Annotated in this window: 22 protein-coding genes; 15 read left to right on the top strand and 7 right to left on the bottom strand. The window is 66.2% G+C overall.

Annotated elements, in window-relative coordinates:
- Positions 1-8 precede the first annotated feature (8 nt).
- The 6 genes from M2351_RS40205 (at position 9) to M2351_RS40180 (ending at position 6,291) form a co-directional block, all read left to right on the top strand.
- Positions 9-1,019, top strand: coding sequence for an ABC transporter permease subunit (locus tag M2351_RS40205; RefSeq protein WP_209762455.1), 1,011 nt, complete (start codon positions 9-11; stop codon positions 1,017-1,019).
- A gap of 9 nt (positions 1,020-1,028) precedes the next feature.
- Positions 1,029-1,943 carry an ABC transporter permease subunit gene (locus M2351_RS40200; RefSeq protein WP_264661566.1) on the top strand — a complete coding sequence of 305 codons (915 nt, stop codon included), beginning with the start codon at positions 1,029-1,031 and terminating at the stop codon, positions 1,941-1,943.
- Positions 1,944-1,958: 15 nt separating this feature from the next.
- Positions 1,959-2,963, top strand: coding sequence for an ABC transporter ATP-binding protein (locus M2351_RS40195; RefSeq protein WP_264661565.1), 1,005 nt, complete (start codon positions 1,959-1,961; stop codon positions 2,961-2,963).
- Positions 2,960-3,967: a peptide ABC transporter ATP-binding protein gene (locus tag M2351_RS40190; RefSeq protein WP_264661564.1), complete on the top strand. Its 1,008-nt coding sequence runs from the start codon at positions 2,960-2,962 to the stop codon at positions 3,965-3,967. The genes M2351_RS40195 and M2351_RS40190 overlap by 4 nt, the downstream gene beginning before the upstream one ends.
- A 169-nt stretch (positions 3,968-4,136) precedes the next feature.
- Entirely contained in the window at positions 4,137-4,841 is a 705-nt protein-coding gene (locus tag M2351_RS40185; protein ID WP_264661563.1) for an aspartyl/asparaginyl beta-hydroxylase domain-containing protein, read from the top strand.
- Between the two features lie 283 nt (positions 4,842-5,124).
- Positions 5,125-6,291, top strand: coding sequence for a GNAT family N-acetyltransferase (locus M2351_RS40180; protein WP_264661562.1), 1,167 nt, complete (start codon positions 5,125-5,127; stop codon positions 6,289-6,291).
- On the opposite strand, the gene M2351_RS40175 is transcribed toward M2351_RS40180, so the two are convergent.
- Positions 6,177-6,452 (bottom strand): DUF3072 domain-containing protein, encoded by a 276-nt coding sequence (locus M2351_RS40175; protein ID WP_264661561.1) that lies wholly within the window; start codon positions 6,450-6,452, stop codon positions 6,177-6,179. The genes M2351_RS40180 and M2351_RS40175 overlap by 115 nt on opposite strands.
- A 231-nt stretch (positions 6,453-6,683) precedes the next feature.
- On the opposite strand from M2351_RS40175, the gene M2351_RS40170 reads away from it, so the two are divergent.
- The gene (locus tag M2351_RS40170; RefSeq protein ID WP_264661560.1) at positions 6,684-7,094 is read left to right on the top strand and encodes a bacteriohemerythrin; all 411 of its coding nucleotides are present in this window, start codon (positions 6,684-6,686) and stop codon (positions 7,092-7,094) included.
- A 50-nt stretch (positions 7,095-7,144) separates the two neighbouring features.
- On the opposite strand, the gene M2351_RS40165 is transcribed toward M2351_RS40170, so the two are convergent.
- Positions 7,145-7,576, bottom strand: coding sequence for a CBS domain-containing protein (locus M2351_RS40165; protein WP_264661559.1), 432 nt, complete (start codon positions 7,574-7,576; stop codon positions 7,145-7,147).
- A 504-nt stretch (positions 7,577-8,080) separates the two neighbouring features.
- Here M2351_RS40165 and M2351_RS40160 point away from each other — a divergent pair.
- The 5 genes from M2351_RS40160 to M2351_RS40140 all read left to right on the top strand — a co-directional run bounded on the left by M2351_RS40160 (position 8,081) and on the right by M2351_RS40140 (position 11,274).
- Positions 8,081-8,746, top strand: a complete 666-nt coding sequence (locus M2351_RS40160; protein WP_264661558.1) for a MotA/TolQ/ExbB proton channel family protein — start codon at positions 8,081-8,083, stop codon at positions 8,744-8,746.
- On the top strand, positions 8,743-9,372 hold the full coding sequence (locus M2351_RS40155) for a hypothetical protein (protein WP_264661557.1): 630 nt from the start codon (positions 8,743-8,745) through the stop codon (positions 9,370-9,372). The genes M2351_RS40160 and M2351_RS40155 overlap by 4 nt, the downstream gene beginning before the upstream one ends.
- 25 nt (positions 9,373-9,397) lie before the next feature.
- A complete protein-coding gene (locus M2351_RS40150; protein WP_264661556.1) occupies positions 9,398-9,925 on the top strand; it encodes a hypothetical protein in 528 nt (175 codons plus the stop codon).
- Positions 9,926-10,023: 98 nt separating this feature from the next.
- Entirely contained in the window at positions 10,024-10,512 is a 489-nt protein-coding gene (locus M2351_RS40145; RefSeq protein WP_264661555.1) for a YajQ family cyclic di-GMP-binding protein, read from the top strand.
- 315 nt (positions 10,513-10,827) lie between these two features.
- Complete coding sequence (locus M2351_RS40140) at positions 10,828-11,274, top strand: hypothetical protein (RefSeq protein WP_264661554.1); 447 nt, start codon at positions 10,828-10,830, stop codon at positions 11,272-11,274.
- Between the two features lie 6 nt (positions 11,275-11,280).
- On the opposite strand, the gene M2351_RS40135 is transcribed toward M2351_RS40140, so the two are convergent.
- The 3 genes from M2351_RS40135 to M2351_RS40125 form a co-directional block, all read right to left on the bottom strand.
- On the bottom strand, positions 11,281-12,045 hold the full coding sequence (locus M2351_RS40135) for a metallophosphoesterase family protein (RefSeq protein ID WP_264661553.1): 765 nt from the start codon (positions 12,043-12,045) through the stop codon (positions 11,281-11,283).
- Between the two features lie 190 nt (positions 12,046-12,235).
- Positions 12,236-12,931 (bottom strand): hypothetical protein, encoded by a 696-nt coding sequence (locus M2351_RS40130; RefSeq protein WP_264661552.1) that lies wholly within the window; start codon positions 12,929-12,931, stop codon positions 12,236-12,238.
- Positions 12,932-13,035: 104 nt separating this feature from the next.
- The gene (locus M2351_RS40125; RefSeq protein ID WP_264661551.1) at positions 13,036-14,805 is read right to left on the bottom strand and encodes an ABC transporter ATP-binding protein; all 1,770 of its coding nucleotides are present in this window, start codon (positions 14,803-14,805) and stop codon (positions 13,036-13,038) included.
- 304 nt (positions 14,806-15,109) lie between these two features.
- Here M2351_RS40125 and M2351_RS40120 point away from each other — a divergent pair, with 304 nt between their 5' ends.
- Positions 15,110-15,268: a DUF3309 domain-containing protein gene (locus M2351_RS40120; protein WP_264661550.1), complete on the top strand. Its 159-nt coding sequence runs from the start codon at positions 15,110-15,112 to the stop codon at positions 15,266-15,268.
- A 300-nt stretch (positions 15,269-15,568) separates the two neighbouring features.
- Here M2351_RS40120 and M2351_RS40115 read toward each other — a convergent pair whose 3' ends face one another.
- A complete protein-coding gene (locus tag M2351_RS40115; RefSeq protein WP_264661549.1) occupies positions 15,569-15,784 on the bottom strand; it encodes a hypothetical protein in 216 nt (71 codons plus the stop codon).
- Positions 15,785-15,981: 197 nt separating this feature from the next.
- Here M2351_RS40115 and M2351_RS40110 point away from each other — a divergent pair, with 197 nt between their 5' ends.
- Both M2351_RS40110 and M2351_RS40105 read left to right on the top strand, forming a co-directional pair.
- Entirely contained in the window at positions 15,982-16,458 is a 477-nt protein-coding gene (locus M2351_RS40110) for a CYTH domain-containing protein (RefSeq protein ID WP_264661548.1), read from the top strand.
- 271 nt (positions 16,459-16,729) lie between these two features.
- Entirely contained in the window at positions 16,730-18,277 is a 1,548-nt protein-coding gene (locus M2351_RS40105; RefSeq protein WP_264661547.1) for a BON domain-containing protein, read from the top strand.
- A gap of 80 nt (positions 18,278-18,357) precedes the next feature.
- Here M2351_RS40105 and M2351_RS40100 read toward each other — a convergent pair whose 3' ends face one another.
- Positions 18,358-18,765: a bacteriohemerythrin gene (locus tag M2351_RS40100; RefSeq protein ID WP_264661546.1), complete on the bottom strand. Its 408-nt coding sequence runs from the start codon at positions 18,763-18,765 to the stop codon at positions 18,358-18,360.
- Positions 18,766-18,871: the final 106 nt, after the last annotated feature.

The following is an 18,871-nucleotide window of genomic DNA, read 5'->3' as shown; positions in this document are numbered from 1 at the left end:
ACCATCCGATGCTACGCTTCATCCTGACGCGGGTGAGCCTGGTGATTCCGACCTTTCTCGGCGTCACCTTCCTGACCTTTCTTTTGATCCGCCTTGTCCCCGGCGACCCCATCGAGGTCCGCGTGGGCGAGCGTGGCATTCCGCCGGAACGGCTGGAACAGTTGCGCCACGAGCTGGGCCTTGACCAGTCGCTCTGGCACCAGTTCCTGGACTACATCGGCGGCGTCCTGTCCGGCGACCTGGGCCTGTCGCTGGTGACGCGCAACCCGGTGCTCGACGAATTCCTGACGCTGTTCCCGGCGACCATCGAATTGGCCGCGCTCGCCATGCTGTTCGCCACCGTGGTCGGCCTGCCGGCCGGCATCATCGCGGCGGTGAAGCGCGGGTCGATCTTCGACCACGGCGTGATGGGCATCAGCCTGACCGGCTATTCGATGCCGATCTTCTGGTGGGGCCTGCTGCTGATCCTGTTCTTCTCGGTCGGGCTCGGCTGGACTCCGGTCTCGGGCCGCCTCGACCTGCTGTACTATGTGGAGCCGGTGACCGGCTTCATGTTGATCGACACGCTGCTGGCCGGGGAGTACGGCGCCTTCTGGTCGGCGCTGCACCACCTGATCCTGCCGATGGTCGTGCTGGGCACCGTGCCGCTGGCCGTCGTGGCGCGCATGACGCGCTCTGCCATGCTGGAGGTGCTGGGCGAGGACTACATCCGCACGGCGAAGGCCAAGGGGCTGGCCGGCAAGCGGGTGATCGGTCTGCACGCGCTGCGCAACGCGCTGATCCCTGTGGTCACCGTCATCGGCCTTCAGGTCGGCACGCTGCTCGGCGGCGCCATCCTTACGGAGACGATCTTTTCCTGGCCGGGCGTGGGCAAGTGGCTGATCGAGAGCATCAACCGGCGCGACTATCCGGCGCTCCAGGGCGGGGTGCTGCTGATCGCCTCCACGGTGATGGCCGTGAACCTGTTGGTGGACCTCCTCTACGGAGTCCTCAACCCCCGCATCCGCCATTCGCGGTGAGGTGACGACATGACGAGCGAAGTCCAAGCCACGGCGATCGCCGCCACGGTTCCGACCTCCCAGCCGCCGCACCCGCTGGTCGAGTTCTGGTACCATTTCCGGCAGAACACCGGCGCCATGATCGGCCTGACGGTGATCCTGGTCATCGCGCTGCTGGCGCTGTTCGCCCCGCTGGTCGTGCCGCACGACCCGAACATCCAGTACCGCGACGCCATCCTGGTCCCGCCGGTCTGGCAGGAGGCGGGGAACTGGCGCTTCATCCTGGGCACCGACGACATCGGGCGCGACATGCTGTCCCGCCTGATCTACGGCGCCCGCCTGTCGATGATGATCGGCCTGATCGTCGTGACGCTGTCGCTGGCCATCGGGCTGGCGCTGGGTCTGGTCGCGGGATTCTTCGGCGGGATGGTCGACGTGCTGACCATGCGCCTGATGGACATCCTGCTGGCGCTGCCCAGCCTGCTGCTCGCCGTGGTGGTCGCCGCCATCCTCGGGCCGGGGCTGGTCAACGCCATGCTGGCCGTGTCCATCGTGGTGATCCCGCACTACGCCCGCCTGACCCGCGCCGCGGTGATGGCGGAGACGGGGAAGGACTATGTGGTCGCTTCCCGCGTCGCGGGCGCCGGGCCGCTGCGGCTGATGCTGATCGTCGTGCTGCCGAACTGCCTGGCGCCGCTGATCGTGCAGGCAACGCTGGGCTTCTCCACGGCGATCCTCGACGCCGCGGCGCTGGGCTTCCTCGGCCTCGGCGCGCAGCCGCCGACGCCGGAGTGGGGCACCATGCTGGCCTCCTCGCTGCAGTTCCTCCAGCGCGCTCCCTGGGTCGTGACCTGGCCGGGCGTGGCCATCCTGGTGACCGTGCTGGCCTTCAACCTGCTGGGTGACGGGCTTCGCGACGCCCTCGATCCCAAGCTGAAACGCTGAACCCGCAGGGTCATCATGCCTCTTCTCGACATCAAGAACCTGTCCGTCGAGTTCACCACCCGCGCCGGCACTTTCCGCGCCGTCGACGGCATCGACCTCACCGTGGACGAAGGCGAAGTGGTGGGCATCGTCGGCGAGTCCGGCTCCGGCAAGTCGGTGACCTCGCTGGCCGTCATGGGCCTCTTGGGCTCCAACGGTAAGGTCGTCGCCGACCGGATGAGCTTCGGCGGCAAGGACCTGCTGGCCATGAGCGCGTCGCAGCGCCGCAAGCTCACCGGCAAGGACATCGCCATGGTCTTCCAGGAGCCCATGACCAGCCTGAACCCCTGCTTCACCGTCGGCTTCCAGATCATGGAGACGCTGAAGGTGCATGAGGGGCTGTCCGGCCGGGCGTTGCGCAACCGTGCCATCGAACTGCTGGAGCAGGTCGGCATCCCGGCCCCGGAAAGCCGCCTGTCGGCCTTCCCGCACCAGCTCTCCGGCGGCATGAACCAGCGCGTGATGATCGCCATCGCCATCGCCTGCAACCCGCGCCTGCTGGTCGCCGACGAACCGACGACCGCGCTGGACGTGACCATCCAGAAGCAGATCCTCGACCTGCTGGTCCGCCTCCAGAAGGAGTGGGGCATGGCGCTGATGCTGATCACCCACGACATGGGCGTGGTGGCGGAGACCGCGCAGCGCGTCGTGGTGATGTACGCCGGCCAGGTCGCGGAGACGCGGCCCGTCAGCGCGCTGTTCAACGCGCCGCGCCACCCCTACACCGGCGCGCTGCTCGACGCGTTGCCGGAGCGGGCGCTTGGCAAGCGGCGGCTGCCGACCATCCCCGGCATGGTGCCGGGCATCGGCGACCGGCCGCAGGGCTGCCTGTTCAACCCGCGCTGCGGCTTCGCCACGGAGCGCTGCCGCATCGAGCGGCCGGCCCTGTTCGACGTCGATTCCGGCAAGGCGCGCTGCTTCTACCCGCTGTCCAATTCCGGTCCCGGCGCACCTCTGGGCGTCGAGGAGGCTGTGCGATGACCGACACCCTCACCGAAACCCTGCCGACGACCGGCCCGGTCGTTCTGGAAGCCATCCACCTGCGCAAGCACTATTCGGTCAAGCGCGGCGCCTTCAAGCCGGCGGCCACCGTAAAGGCGCTGGACGGCGTGTCGTTCCAGCTGGAGGCCGGCAAGACCCTGGCGATCGTCGGCGAGTCTGGCTGCGGCAAGTCCACGCTGGCGCGCTCCGTCACCATGATCGAGCCGCCGTCGTCGGGCCAGCTGCTCTACGACGGTCGCGACGTGGTCGGGCGCACCGCGGCGGAGATGAAGGAGCTGCGGCGCACCGTCCAGATGGTGTTCCAGAACCCCTACGGCTCTCTGAACCCGCGCAAGACGGTGGGTTCCATCCTGACGGAGCCGCTGGTCATCAACACCGACCTCGGCAAGCAGGCGCGGCGCGAACGGGCCATCGCCATGATGGCCAAGGTCGGTCTGCGGCCGGACCAAGTCGACCGCTACCCGCATATGTTCTCCGGCGGGCAGCGCCAGCGCATCGCCATCGCCCGCGCGCTGATGCTGAACCCGCGCGTGGTCGTGGCGGACGAGCCGGTGTCGGCGCTCGACGTGTCGATCCAGGCGCAGGTGCTGAACCTGATGATGGATTTGCAGGAGGAGCTGAACCTCGCCTACCTGTTCATCTCCCACGACCTCAGCGTGGTGCGGCACATCGCCGATGCCATCATGGTCATGTATCTGGGCCGTCCAGTGGAGCATGGTCCGAAGGACGTGGTCTTCAACCGGCCGCGCCACCCCTACACCCGCATCCTGCTGGCCGCCACGCCGCGCGTGAACCCGGCCCTGCGGGCGGAGCGGGTGGTGCCGAAGGGCGAGTTGCCGTCGCCGCTGAACCCGCCGCCCGGCTGCCCCTTCCACAAGCGCTGCCCCTACGCGCGGGAGAACTGCGCGACCGACGTGCCGGCGCTCCGTCCGGTGGACGAGCGGCTGGTCGCCTGCCACTACGCCGAGGATATGGCGGTGTAAGCCGCCCCGGTCTTCCGACGGACGATGAAGCCGGGCCGTGCGCAAGCGCGGCCCGGCTTTTTTTCATGGCCTTTGCCCGGACGTCTCTGCCCGCGCCGATTCGTTTGCACGCACGGAGGGAAATCGCGATAAAGGGGCATCGATCATTGCGGGAAAAGGTGTCGGCATCATGGAGCAAGCGGTTCTGCAAACCCCGGAAGCCGACAACTTGGCACACCCCTGGCAGCGGATCACCGTCGGCAGCGGCCTCACCCTGCACGCGCCCGCCGACCTGAGGTTGGACGCGGCGGCGCTCCAGGCGGAGTTCGCCGCGCTGGATGCGGCACTTCCACAGGACGAGCGCGGCCATTACCAGAACGGCGTCGGGGAGGGGTGGACGAGCATCGCCCTTCTGCACCATCCGCGGGAGGGGTCGTCCAGCGGCCTCAAGGGGACGCCGCGGCCGGCGCTGGACTTCATGTCCAGCTTGCGCGCGCTGCTGGATCGGCCGGGCTGGGTGGCCTGGGGATGCGACCTGCTTCGCCAAGCGCCCCAGGGCACGCTCGCGTGGCACGCCGAACCGCAGGCGCTCCACCTGGAGCATTTCCGGATGCTGATCCCTATCCATGCGCCGGCCGGAGCGGTGACCCTGCTGGGGCACGAGTCCGCCGCCTATCCGGAGGGACAGCCGTGGACGGGCGATTTCTGCTTCCCGCACCAGGTGGAGAACTTTACCGACCGGGAGCGGATCGTCGTCGCCATCGACCTGTTGGTCACGCCGGAGGTGCGCGCCCTGTTCCCGTCGGCCCTGGCCGAGGATGTGCCCCAGCGCACGGAACTGGCGAACGAAGCCAACCGCGCGATGCGCGCCTGGCTCGACGGCGCGGCGGCCTGACGCCGCCCCCTTCGCCCTCGTTGGGAAATCCCGGGGTGAAAATACTCAAGTATGCTATGAGTGCTTCATGATAAACGGTCTTCATCTAAAAATTTTCTTTCATTGAATTTATCTATACGGCGAAACGTTGCAAAGTTATCTAACTTGCGGCCACTGGGGGTCGTAGGTGTATTCGCCGCGGCTGATTTCCGGATTGCCGGGTTGACGTGTGAGCGGAAGTGAAATTCTCCTTTTTCGTGCAGACGCGCGGTATGCGCCTCTCGGACGTTAAGGAGAGTGCTGCATGTGCCCCGATATGGTTGCCATCCGTCCCATGGTCGCGGACGACGCTCCGGCCTTTGCCCGCTGCATGCAGCGGGTGTACGGGGACACCTACAAGCCGTTCGTCTATGAGCCGGACGAGGTTCAAAAGCTGCTGGCCGGCAGGCGGCTGCGGTCCGTCGTGGCCGTCACGCCGGACGGGGAGATCGTCGCGCATCAGGGCGTGATGCGGGAGCACCGGGCGAGCCGCATCGCGGAAGTCACCATGGGCATCGTCGACCCGGCGCACCGCGGCGGCGGCCTGTTCAAGCGCTTGAAAGAGGTGGCTTTCGCCCAGGCGAGGCGGGAGGGGCTTCTTGGGCTCTATGGCGAGGCGGTGACCATCCACGATCATTCGCAGAAGGCCAACATCGCCATGGGCGCGCGGGAGACGGGCGTGATGCTCGGCTACATCCCGGCGAAGCGGACCTTCACCGATTTTGGCGGCGCTGGCGATAGTGCCGGCGCCCAGCGGCAGGCGGCCGTGCTCTTCTACATCCGCCTGAACCCGGAACCGTCGCGCACCGTCCACGTCCCACTGGCCCATTGGGCCATGGTGGAGCGCATCTACCGGCACGCCGGGTTGGACCGCCGCATCGCCATGGCCCGCGTCGGGGCTTTGGCGGGCCTGCCGGTCCATGCGGACATCCGCTTGAAGGTCCTGCCCGATTTCGGTGCGGCGATGATCCGCGTGGCGTCGAGCGGGCTGGACTTGGTCGAGGTGGTGCGGACGCGGCTGCGTGAGGCGGTGCTGCGGCGGGCGGAAGCGGTCTTCCTGGACCTGCCGCTCGCCGACCCGGCCACCCAGATGATGGCCGGGCGGCTGGAGGCGCTGGGCTTCGCCTTCGCCGGGGTGTTCCCCGAGTCGGACGAAGGCGACCTGCTGCGCCTTCAGTACCGGGGCGACCTTCCGGGCTCTTCGACGCCTGAACCGGGCCGCATCCGCATGGCCACCGACTTTGGCCGAACGCTGCTGGCCTACGCGCTGGCGGAGGATCCCGTGTGCGCAAGACTCCCGGACGCGGTGGCCGGAGGTCAGGTCCCGCGGCCTGTCTTTTCCTGGAGCGCGTCGATTCGCTTCGACGCCTCCGCCTTGGTGAGGTCGCCGTCGAAGGACTCGCCGGCCTCCTCGCTGAGCGTCTTCAGGTAGGAGGCCTGTGCACCGGTCATTGGCTCGTCGCCGGTGGTCCAGTCGTCCGGGTTCTTGTCGCGGTTGGAATGGTCGTCGCCGGTCTTCGGGTTTTCGGCGGTGTGGCTCCGGTCATCGCGCGCGTTGGCGGGATGACCGGAGTTGGGATGTTTCGTGTTCATGATATGTTCCTATTCTGCGAAAAACGATGGGTCAACAAGCGGCGGTCCGGAAAAGTTCCGGGTCATGTGGCGGGGAGAAAGACACGGTGGGCGCCGTCCATATGCCGTGTGAAATAACCAAACACGCCTACCACCCGTTGAATCATCCGCCGGAAGTGATTACCATTTCTCAAAACGGGGTCTTATCCCGCCGGGGGAAACGTCCGTCTCGTCACGAGGAAGGGAAACGCGATGCCGCTGATGGAGTGGAACGACAAACTGAGCGTCGGGGTGACGCAGTTCGACAACGAGCACAAGAAGCTCGTCGCCATGGTCAACGAGCTGTTCGACGCCGTGCAGGGTGGCCGGGGCAAGGACGCGCTGGGCAAGATCCTCGATGGGCTGATCGCCTACACGAAGACCCACTTCGCGAACGAGGAACGCTATTTCCAGCAGCACGGCTACCCGGATCTCGCCGCCCACAAGGCGGAGCATGATGCCCTGGCCAAGCAGGTGCTGGACGTCCAGCAGAAATACCATTCCGGCGCCACGGCCACGCTCAGCATGGAGGTGATGAACTTCCTCAAGAACTGGCTGGTCAAACACATCCAGGGCACCGACAAGAAGTACGGTCCCTTCCTGAACGGCAAGGGAATCAAGTGAGGGCCTGAAGGGAAAGCCCCTTTCCCATTTGGGAAAAGGGGCTTCCTGGATCAGCGCTTGCCCTTCGTGGGCTCGCTGACGTCCTGGACCGTCTGTCCGACCACGTCGTCGTCACCGGTCTTGGTGGCGAGATCGCCCAGCGCCACCACGCCGACCAACCGCTTGTCGCGGTTCAGGATCGGCAGCCGGCGGATTTGCTTTTCCGCCATGATCTGGGCGGCCTCGCTGCTGTCCTGGTCGTCGAAGGCGAAGGCGAGGCTGGCCGTCATGGCGTCGGCCACCTTGGCGGTTTTCACGTCCTTTCCCTCCGCGACCGCGCGGACGGCGATGTCGCGGTCGGTCAACGTGCCGACCAGACGGTCGTTCTCGCCCACCGGCAGGAAGCCGATGTTGGCGTCGCGCATCATCCGCGCGGCTTCCTGAAGGGGTGTGTCGGGTTTCACAAGCTCGACCTGCCGGGTCATGATCTCCCGGATCTGCATGATGCTCTCCCTCCTGCTTGGATGATGAGGATCATACCGCCGGCCCGGGCTTCGCCGGGTTTCGGCGGCAGCCTCCCGGCACCGGCGCGCCGATTCCCGCTCAACCAGGGGGATGTCCGAAAGTTCCGTGACAAAGCCCGTAGCCGGGAACACGCGTCGGGAACTCTTGACCGGGGCCGGGGTTCATTGGTTGACGGATGAATCCTGGATGGCTCCGTCATCGCGCAATGCCGGCGAAGGTGCGCCGATGGTTGTACCGCCTATTGTTGTGCAGGCGAGAGCGTGCCCGACCGACCGCCGCAACCCGCCGACCCGACGGGTCTGTGCCGCCGCGCAGGCCGGATTTCCACAACCGCGCGATCCTTTCCCTTGGCGGCCGCCGGCTCGATACAGCCGGGATCTTCCATTCCGATCACACCCCGCCACGCCGCCGACCCCTCTCCGCCCGCTTGGCCGTCCGCTTGGCGCACGGAGTCTTTTCGATAACCCATAGGAGGCAGGCATATGGAAGAACAGTGGCTGCTCAAGGCAAAATTCACCGCGTTCAACCTGACCGCCCTGGTCTTCGTGCTGGTCCTGTACATCCAGGGCTGGCTCGACCGCGTTCTGACGGGGCCGATCGCGGTCGCGACCGCGGTCATCGCCACGACCTTCTTGATCGGCCTGGTCATGTCCGCCTACCGCGTCTGGAAGATCGGCGGGGAGCTTGACCGCGCCAAGTCCGGCGGCGGACGCATGTCCACAGTGGAAAGCGAGCGCGCGCTGGAAATCCGGATGTTCTCGCGGATTTCGCACCTTCAGCACATTGCCAACGCTCTGGGCATGCTGGGCCTGATCGGCACCGCCTGGGGCTTCAGCCTATTCGCGGCCAACATCACGCCGGACATGGTCGGCAACGCCTCGTCAGCCGGCGCCATGGTCACCACGCTGGCGAGCGGCCTGGGTGTGGCGATCTACGCGACGATGCTGGGCGGCGCGCTCTGCCTCTGGACCACCTGCAACCTGCAACTGCTGCGCGGGGCCACCGCCTCGCTCTGCGCGCTGATCATGGACCAGGCGCACGCGCGGCGCCGGGTGTCCCCGACCATGTCCCCGTCCAACGAGGGCGTGTCCTTCGCGGCCCAGCAGGCCGCCGCCTACAACGCGCTGAGCGGCGAGGCCACTCCATGAACGACTTCCTTGGCGAGGACCAGACCGGGGTGCTCGTCGCGCGCGACCTGCTGACGCTTCTGCTCTGCGGGTTCGTCGCCTGCGCCGTGCTGGCGGTGCCCTTCATCAACGAATCCAAGAAGACGGAGGGCAACCAGAACAACTCATCTTCCGCCGCAGCCGGAATGGAGCCGCCGGGCAACGTCATCATCGAGGCGCGTTGGGACGACAAGCTGCGCACCGACGTGGACCTGTGGGTGCAGGCCCCGGGCGACGTGCCGGTCGGTTATTCCAACAAATCGGGCCTGATCTTCAATCTTTTGCGCGACGACCTTGGCGCCTACGCCGATCCGACCGAAATCAATTTCGAAACCTCCTATTCGCGGGGGATCCCTCCCGGCGAATACACGGTCAACGTGCATCTGTTCCGCAATCTTGAGAATGTCTTTCCCATCTGGGTCCGGGTCGTCGCGCGCGTGAAGACGGAGAACGAATCGGGTGCCGCCACCGTCGCCGCCACACGCGTCCGCCTGGACCATGAAGGGGAGGAGGTCACGGCCTTCCGCTTCAACCTGACGGAAAAGGGCGAACTGGTGCCGGGATCCCTGAACGCCGTGTTCAAGCCGCTTCGATCCGCAAAGAATTGATCCGCCTTTTTTCGAGAGTGCGCCCATGGAAAGCCTCACCGTCATATTCGGCTTTGTCGCGATCGTCCTGCTGTTGCTGGTGCTGTCGGCGCTGCGCTGGGCGCGCAACCGCATGGCGCGGGCGATCATCCTGGGATTGTTCGCCCTGATGCTGCCGGCGGCCTATGCCGCCCCGGCGACCCTGCTGGGCCGGGCGAAGCCGGTCACGCTGGAATGGCTGGGTTCCCACGTCCAGGAGGCGAAGGTGCTGAGCGCCACACTGGTGGAGAACGAGGCGATCTACCTCACCCTGCTGTGGGAGCACGCGCCGAACCTCTACCGCTTGCCCTGGGACCGCCGCATGGCCGAACAGCTCCAGGAGGCGCAGAAGGAGGCGCAGCGCAACGGCACGCAGCCGATGATGCGCCTGCCCTTCGAACGGTCGTGGGACGACCGGGAGCCGCGATTCTACGCGCTGCCGCAGCCGAAGATGCCCGACAAGCCCTACCAGAACAGCCCCGGCAACGGCGGACCGGGCGGGATCGAGTTCCAGCATCCCGGGCAGCCGACGTGATGGGCCGACCTGACGCGCGCGGCCAACCGGAGGCTTGAGGTGGCGGGCCGGCTCGACTAGGGTCTGCCAAATTTGTCCGCTGGAGGAAAGAGGGCGTCATGCCGTCGTTCGACATTGTGTCCAAGACCGACATCCACGAAATCGACAACGCGCTGAACGGCATGCGCCGGGAGATCGAGACGCGCTTCGATTTCAAGGGATCGCGTTGCACGGTGGAGCGCACGGAGAATGACATAACGCTGCTGGCTGACGACGACCCGAAGCTGCAGCAGATGCAGGAGTTGCTGCGCGTCTATGTGACCCGCCGCAAGCTGGACGCCGGCGCGCTCGACTTCTCCAAACAGCCGGAGCGGGCGGCCGGCGACGCCCTGCGCCAGGTGATCACCGTGAAGCAGGGCATCGCCCAGGACCTCGGCAAGACGATCGTCAAGGCGATCAAGGACAGCAAGATGAAGGTCCAGGTCTCCATCCAGGGCGATGAACTGCGCGTGACCGGCAAGAAGCGCGACGACCTGCAGGACGCCATCCAAGTGGTCCGCGGCCTGAAGATCGAGCAGCCGCTGCAATACGTGAACTTCCGGGACTGATGCCGAAGGCGTTTGATGGCTTCCATCAAACGCCTTCGGTTCAAACCCGACAACACATGGCGCAGCCATGTGCGAAAGGGGCATACGGCCGGCCGATCATGGAACTGTTCATGCGCCGGCCGTATGAGAAGCACCACCCCACACCCGTCAAAATTTTCCCTGCGCGCCGGTCCGTTTTTGCCGGGGCGTAGGGCAATTTTTGCCGGGTAACGGCGGCCTCCCGCCGGGAAGTCCCCGTTTTTCCACGGCGCGTTGGTGGCGCGGCGTTTGCTTGACCCTTCCAGGATTGCCGAACGCTCCAAGGGTTCCCGTCCCATGTCGATCTTGGCAAACGCCGATGCTTCCCAGCAGATGCGCATCCGGGCCGAAGAGCTTCTGGAGCGCAAAGGCACGGGCGCGCCCCGGAAGGCGGGGGAACTCGCCGGCCAATTCGCGGCGATGCTGGAGCAGTTGAACGGTGTCGGCGATTCGAGCGGCAGCGGGACAGAGCTGGGAGACGTCGCGGCCGCGGCGACCGGAACGTCGTCCACGGTCCAGCATCGGCTTGGCATCGGCGCGGTGAGCGTCTTCGCCCAAAGCACCGCCGACGATGGGTCGGACGCGAACGCCCAAACGCCGGACCCGCGGATGTCCAACGCGGACGAGGCCATGCAGGTGGTGCAGAGCGCCTTGCAGTCCGGCGGCGCGTCCAACGACTTCCGCTGGCTGACCACGCTGCTGACACAGACCGCGCCCGAGGCGCCGACCTCCAGTTTCGGCTGACCCTTTTTACACCGTGCAGAGGAAGCGCCGCTCGGTGCCTTCTAGGACGAGGGCGGTGAGCCGGTTGGTGGCGAAGGCGCCGGTGTCGATCCCGATCCGGTTCGACCGCACCTCCGGCTGCTCCGCGATGGTGTGGCCGTGCACCACGACCTTGCCATGGTCGGCGGTCGAGTGCAGAAACTCCCGCCGGATCCACAGAAGGTCCGATTCGGTCTGGCGGTCGAGAGGAACGCCGGGCTTGATGCCCGCGTGCACGAACAGATAGTCGCCGATGGCGATGCAATTCCGCAGGCGCTTCAGAAAGGCGAGGTGATGGTCGGGCAGTGCGGCGAGGAGCTGCTGACGCGCCTCCTCCAAAAATTCCGGCGGGGCGTCTTCGGCGGGTGGGACGACGCCGTAGCTGGCCATGGTGGCGTTGCCGCCGTAGGCGATCCAGGCGCCGCCGACCTGGACGTCCGCCAGGAAGTCCAGCATCGCGGCCTCGTGGTTGCCGCGCAGGTGAATGGCGCCGAAGCCGGGCAGGGGCGGGCCCGCCAAGCGCTCGATCACCAGCCGCGACTGCGGACCGCGATCCACATAGTCGCCCAGGAAGACAACGTATTTGACGAGGTCGGCCGCGGCTTCCGCGTCGCGCTCGATCTGCCCCAGAAGCTGCTCCAGCAGATCGAACCGGCCATGAACGTCGCCGACCGCGTAGACACGCACACCGCGCGGCACCGCGGCCACGACGGGTTCCGGGTCCGACCACAGTTTGCGCGCAAAGGCGAACACGCGACGCACTCCTCCTGCGTTATGATCCAACGAAATCTTGCCGGTTCTTATGGTGGGGATGCGGACAGGCACGCTCCATCCCTCCGCGACGGCTTACTTCCGTCGCGAATACGAGGATATGTCAATCCGCTCTTCCGGGTAAGCCGGAATCGCGACCCCGTCCGTTCGCGAGGCCGCTTATGGGCTCCAATCAGGAACCAGGCATCGCCCGGTCGAGCGACGCCAGCAGGTCATCGACGCGCAACGTCACCACCCGGCTGTCCAGCCGCACCCAGTGATAGACTTTTTGCTCCGTTCCGTTGGCGACCTGGAATTCCAGCCGTGCCGTGTGGCCGGTCCGCAGCAGCGGCAGCAGGCGTTCCATCGGCCCGCAGGTCAGGCCCACGCGGCGGGCCTCCTTGACCGCGGCGAAGCGGGTCAGCATCTCCGGACCCGCGTCGGAGTCCTTCACGCGACCGCTGGTCACCTGCTGGAGAAAGCTCGTGAACTCCGGCGGCGCGTCGTCGGGGAGTTTCCCATCGTCGAGCGCACGGGCCAGTTCGCTAAGGGCGCCGGGCGTGTAGAAGCGCTGCGGCGGCGCGCCGTCAACGGTCAGCGTCACCGGCTGGTCGAGCGCGATGGGGCCGTCGAAGACGATGTGGAGGGTGGTGCAGGTCCCGTCGCGGACGGCGTTGAGGCTGAGTTCGCTCTGGCCGCCGCGGTTGTTCGCGAAGTCCTCGACCGCCGAGGCGGTGCAGCGCCGCGCGGATCCGTCGCCCGCGCAGGCGACGGGAAGGGCCGATGGCGGGGCCGTCGAGGCAGGTACCGCCGTTTCGGCCAGTGCCGGGGCGGACAGCCCGATCAACAGCCCCAATCCCAGAAGAGGAAAGCCCATCCAGCGTGCCATCCGCGCGACTCCCTTCGGCAAGACGCCCTGCGTGAAGGGGCGGACGTTAGCGGAAACGGGCTTTCATCTTGGTTAACGAAATCACAATTTCCGACAATTCGTCCTTACGCGGCCAAGGTCATTCCGGAAACCCAACGGCGCACGTCGGTGGTGATGTTGGTGATGCGCCCGGCCTCCATCTCGATCAGCATGTCGCAATCGCGCAGCGTGGCGAGGCGGTGCGTGATCATGAAGGTGGTCCGGCCGTCCATCAGCCGCTCAACCCCGTCCATGATCGCCTGCTCCGTGCGCAGGTCCACGGCGCTGGTCGGCTCGTCCAAGATCAGGATCGGCGCGTCGCACAGGAAGGCGCGGGCGAGCGCAATGCGCTGGCGCTCGCCGCCAGAAAAGCGCATGCCGCGCTCCCCCACCGGCGTGTCGTAGCCGGCGGGCAGACGCATGATGAAGTCATGGGCGTCGGCGGCCTTCGCCGCGGCGACGATCTCGTTCATCGTTGCGTCGGGGCGGCCGTAGGCGATGTTCGCGGCCACGGTGGTGGAAAACAGGATGGTGTCCTGGCCGACGATGGCGAACTGGCGGCGCAGGTCGGCGAGCCGCAGGTCGCGCAGATCCTCGCCGTCCAGATAGACCGCGCCGGCCTGCGGGTCGTAGAGGCGGGTCAGCAGCCCGACCAGGGAGGACTTGCCGGCGCCCGACTTGCCCACGATGCCGACGCGGCTGCCGGCGGGGATGGCGAAGGTCATGCCCTGCACGATGGGACGCCCGGTGCCGTGGTCGAAAGACACGTTGGAGAAGGCGACGTCGCCCCGGGCGCGCAGCATCGGCTTGGCCTGCGGGCGCTCCGCCGGGTCGGTCGTCTCGTCCAGCAGGGAGAAGGCGCGGCGGAGGTTCGCCATCAGCTTCTGCTGGGCGGCGACTTGGTGGCCCATGTTCTGGAGCGGTTGGTAGAGCTGGGCGAGGTAGGAGAGCGCCAGGAGAAGTTCGCCCACCGTCAGGGCTCCGGCTTGCACGTCGGTGACGCCAATCCACAGGACCGCTGCCGTTCCGGAGGCCAGCAGGATCGACACCAGGAAGCCCAGGCCGCTTTCCGCCAGCGCGGCGCGCATGAAGCTGCGGATCAGGTCGTCGGTGCGCTGGGCGAAGCGCGCGACCTCCCGCTCCTCCTGGCCGAAGGCGCGGACCACGCGCAGGGCCGACAGTGTCTCGTGCAGCACGGACTTGGCCGCGCTGTCCTTTTCGCAGACGGCATCCCAGCGGCTACGCAGCCGGTGGTGCGACAGGGCGGTCAGCAGGGCGAACAAGGGGGACACAGCCAGTGCGACGATCGCCAGCTTCGCGTTGATCAGCGCCGTCACCCAGACCATGCCGGCGAAATAGGCGGCGGACGTGACGAAGGGCAGCAGCACGTGGCTGATCTGCCATTGGATGGCGCTGGCGTCGTCCTCGATCCGGTTCAGCGCGTCGGAGATGCCCTTGCTGTCGTGCCGGACGAGCGCGAGGCGCTGGGCGTGCAGGAACAGCTTGGCGCGGAAATCGGCGACCATGCGCTGGCCGGTCCAATCCCGCAGCATGCGGTCGGCCAACCCGTGCAACTGCGTCAGCAGCGCCGCGATCACCACCAGCCCGACCGCCAGGACGATCGGATTCCCCTGCAGCCACTCCGGCACCGCACCGGCCACCGGGCCGGGCAGGGGCTTGCCGCCGATGACCGTGTCCACCGCGATGGTGACCGGCAAGGGCATCAGCAGCCCGAGCGGCGTGCCGAGCACGCCCAGCAGAAGCAGGCCCGCCAGCTGGGGCTGGAAGCGATTGGCTTCACGAAAAACGCGGGTGTAGAGGGAGAACAGTCCGGCTGAAGACGGCGTGGCAGCCATGGTCGGTCTCGCGGAGCGCTGTTGGATAAAATTTGAGCCGACATTCCGCGAAGTTGGTTAATGACTTATTGCCTATGCCTTATGTCGCAAATTTCCCTCCTTTGTACCCTTTCGGCCGATGCCACCGAAGGGTGAGCTGATTCGAAGCCGCAAGCGCTCCGCGAGCAACCAGCCCGTTAATCCGAAAGGCATGTTCTTGCTCGCCCAATTTTCACGGGTCGCCCGGAAGCACACGCAGTGGAGAGGAACAAAACTGTCGAGTTCGCGTTCTGCTGTGCGAATGTTCGTCACTTCGGAGGATGCCATGACCGTTGGCACCATCTTGCTGATCATTCTGATTCTGGTGCTTTTGGGCGCGGTGCCGGCTTGGCCCTACAGCCGTTCCTGGGGGTATGGGCCGAGCGGCATTGTCGGTGTGGTGCTGCTCATCCTGATCGTCCTGCTGTTGATGGGACGGATTTAACCGCGAAAAACAGGCCGGAACCTTGAGCGGCGCCGCACGGTTTCCGGTGCGATGCCGACGGGATCGGCAAGGTCCGCCCCACCGACGGGGCCATCAACGGAGGAGAACCAAAGGATGCCGGCCAATATCTTCTACATCATCGGCGTTGTCGTCGTCGTTCTGCTGATCCTGTCCTTCCTCGGCCTTCGGTAAGGACGGCCCAGGACAGTTCCGGCACCGGACGTGTCCGGCGGAACGCACCGGAGGCTCCGTTTCAGGTCGATGGAACGGCGCCTCCGGTGCGGTCCGCCTTTTGTGTTCTCAGCTCCGGCGCGGCGTGCGGCGCAAGACGAACATCAGCCAGCCGATCGGCCCCAGGATCAGCACCATCACCAGCCATCCCACGCGCGGCCCGAAGGGACAACGCGACCCGGGAGGCGGGCGCCAGGACCCGCCGCGTGGCGACAGCAGGATGTGCAGGAGGGGCGCGCCGTATAGCGCGAACAGGATCAGCCATGGGGTGGGATCACGGGACATGGGATTACTCTACCCGAAAACGGCCATCCACTCCCACTCCGGAGCCAAGCCCACGGCCATGGGTGCGCTTGCGGGGCCTGTGACGAAATGGTAATACCGCATGGCTGGCGATTGAGTCATGCCCGGCTTGCGACCTTGTCGTCTCTGGCCGGTTGACCTATGATCCCGCGTCTCAGCTATGCCGAAAGGCGAGTGTCATGGCCATCGAGATTGAACGACGCTTTCTGGTCCGCAAGGACATCCGTCGTCTCTGCCGGGATGGTGTCCGCATCGTGCAGGGCTATCTGCCGTCGGATGGGGAGCACACGGTCCGCGTCCGTCTTGCCGGATCAGTAGGCACGCTGACCATGAAGAGCCGCCGCCGCGGGCTGTGCCGCGACGAGTTGGAATACACCCTTCCCGAACATTATGCCGCGCGCCTGCTGCGCACCGCCTGCGGCACCGGTCTGATTGAGAAGACCCGCTACCTCGTCCATCATCACGGCCATTGCTGGGAAGTGGATGTGTTCGGCGGCGAGAACGCCGGGCTCGTCATCGCGGAGATCGAGCTTTCGCACCCCGAGCAGATCGTTCCGCTGCCGGATTGGGTCGGGGCCGAAGTGACCCATCTTCCGGCCTACAGCAATTCCTCTCTGTCCCGCTCCCCCATCCGCCGCTGGCTTGCCGTGGCCTGACCAGCCGCCCGGGCCGCCACGGACATCCCAAAAAAAGGCCCCGGTTCGATGAACCGGGGCCGAAGTCTGCGTGGATGACTGGTCTTACCATAGCAATTTGCGTGCCGTTTTGAAGGGGGAACGTCTTTTGGCGGGTCCCTGTTGACCAGAAGCCGATTTCGCGGGACGGCCCGTGGGACGGCAGGGAAACGACAAACGGGACGTTTGCACCATGGCTCAGAACGAAAATCGGTGGAGGAACGAGGGCCGCTCCTGGAGTGAGGACGATCGCTTGCGCGGTGAAAACCGCGACTGGAGCGGGCAGGGCCGAAGCGCCGGGTCCCAAGACCGCAACGAAAGCCACCGCGACGAAAGCCGAGGTTACGGGCGCGGGGATTACGGACGGGGCGCCTACGATGTGGGCGATTATGGCCGTGGTGATTACAATCGCGGCGAATCGATGCGCGGTGGCTACGGCGAAGGCAGCCAGGGCCAGGGCGGCTACAATCGCGATGACAGCCGGAGTGGCTACGGGCGTTCGGAAACCGGGCGTTCGGAAACCGGGCGTTCGGATTACGGCTCGTCCCGGTCCGACTGGCAGGGCGGGCGCGAGACCTATCGCAGCCAGGACACCGGCGGCAACCAGGACTGGGGACGGAACCAGGATTGGGGCCGCGATCAGAACCGTAGCGAGCAGCGCCGGGATTACGGCGGCTATGCCGGCCGGGAAGGATCAAGCAGCTTCGGCGGCTATGGCGGCGCCGGCTACGCCCGCGAGGACCGCATGGGAAGCGACTATGGCGGCCGTGATTTTGGAGGGCGTGATTTTGGGGGGCGCGACTCTGGAGACCGCCAGTTCGGGTCCGGGATGGGCGGTTCCGGCATCGGAAGCGCGGGCGTGAACCGCAATTACGGCAGCCGCAACGACTGGGGCCGGTCGGATTCCGGTTCTTCGGGTTTCCGGTCTTCGGAATATGGGCCATCCAATTACGGCTCTTCGGAAAATCGCTGGTCCGACCGCAACCGCTCCGATTGGGGCCGTTCGGACCAGAGCCGCCAGGATTACGGACGCAGCGATTACGGACGTGGCGATTATGGGCGCGGCGAATATGGCATTGGCACGTCCGGCCGCTCCTGGTCGGATCGCGAGGAAGGCTACGGCCAGGGCCGGGGCTTCGCCGGCTACCGGGGCATGGGCTCCGAGTATGGCTATGGCGAGGACCGCGACCCGAGTCGGCGTTGGAGCAGCGACTGGGGCCACAGCGGCGACCGCGGCCGGCGCGATTACCGCGAGGATCGCGGCTTCTGGGAGCGCGCCGGTGACGAGATCGCGTCCTGGTTCGGCGACGAGGATGCGGAACGCCGCCGTCGCGAGGACGAGATGCGCGCGCAACGCGGCGGGCAACATCACGGCCGTGGCCCGCGTGGCTACAACCGGTCCGACGACCGGGTGCGAGAGGACATCAACGACCGTCTGACCGACGACCCCTACATCGACGCGTCGGACATCACCGTCACCGTGTCGAACGGAGAGGCAACCCTGTCCGGCGACGTCGATCACCGCATGGCGAAACGGCGGGCCGAGGACATCGTCGAGTCGATCTCCGGAGTGCGTCACGTGCAGAACAACCTGCGCGTCCGCCAGCATGGCGGGACCGGAAGCGGCCTGACCGGGACCGGCAGCACGACCACCGCCGGCGCGTCCGCCATGGCCGGGGCGGGGACGTCTTCCGGCACCACGACCGGATCCACCCTGGGGGGCACGGGCACGACGTCGGGGACGACGGCGGGATCCACGACGACCAGTGACCTGAGCGGGACGCGCGCGACGACGCGTTAAACGGCTTGGGACCATAAGGAAAAGGGCTCCTCTTCCCGCGCGGAAGGGGAGCCCTTTTCAATGCGACCGGGCGTGCCGTGTCAGTGGGCGGCGTCCGCCATGAAAGGCGTGTACTGGGCGTCGACGTTCTGGATGTGCTCGATCAGCCATTCCTTGAGCAAAAGGATCAGGTCGATGCGCAGCATCATCTCGTTGCTGTCGTCATTGTCCTGGCAGAGCTTCTGCACCTCGTCGATGAAATAACGGTGCGCCGCCCGGTGCTGCTCAAGGTTCGGGTATTTCTGGCGTTCCATCAAATCTTCTTCGCGGGCGAAATGCACTTTCGTGTAATCATTGAGTCCGCCGAGCAGGCCGGACAGGCTTTCGCGGTCCTTTTCCGCGATGCCCGTTTTCAGGAGGCCGTTGAACATGTCGATCAGCTTTTTATGGTCGTCGTCAAGAACGGCGACTCCGACGCTCATATTTTCATCCCAGGCGACATTTTCCATGGCATCAATCCTCCCTATGGGCCGGAATGCGTGAATATTGTTGCCGCTTTTTACTTTGCGCGGGATCCTAGAGCCGGCAACGGCGCCGATTCAAGCGGCAAAAAAC

It is taken from the genome of Azospirillum canadense, assembly GCF_025961225.1.
GTDB lineage: Bacteria > Pseudomonadota > Alphaproteobacteria > Azospirillales > Azospirillaceae > Azospirillum > Azospirillum canadense.
Note: the sequence above shows the minus strand (reverse complement) of the source record. Positions and strands in the feature narration are given on the sequence as shown.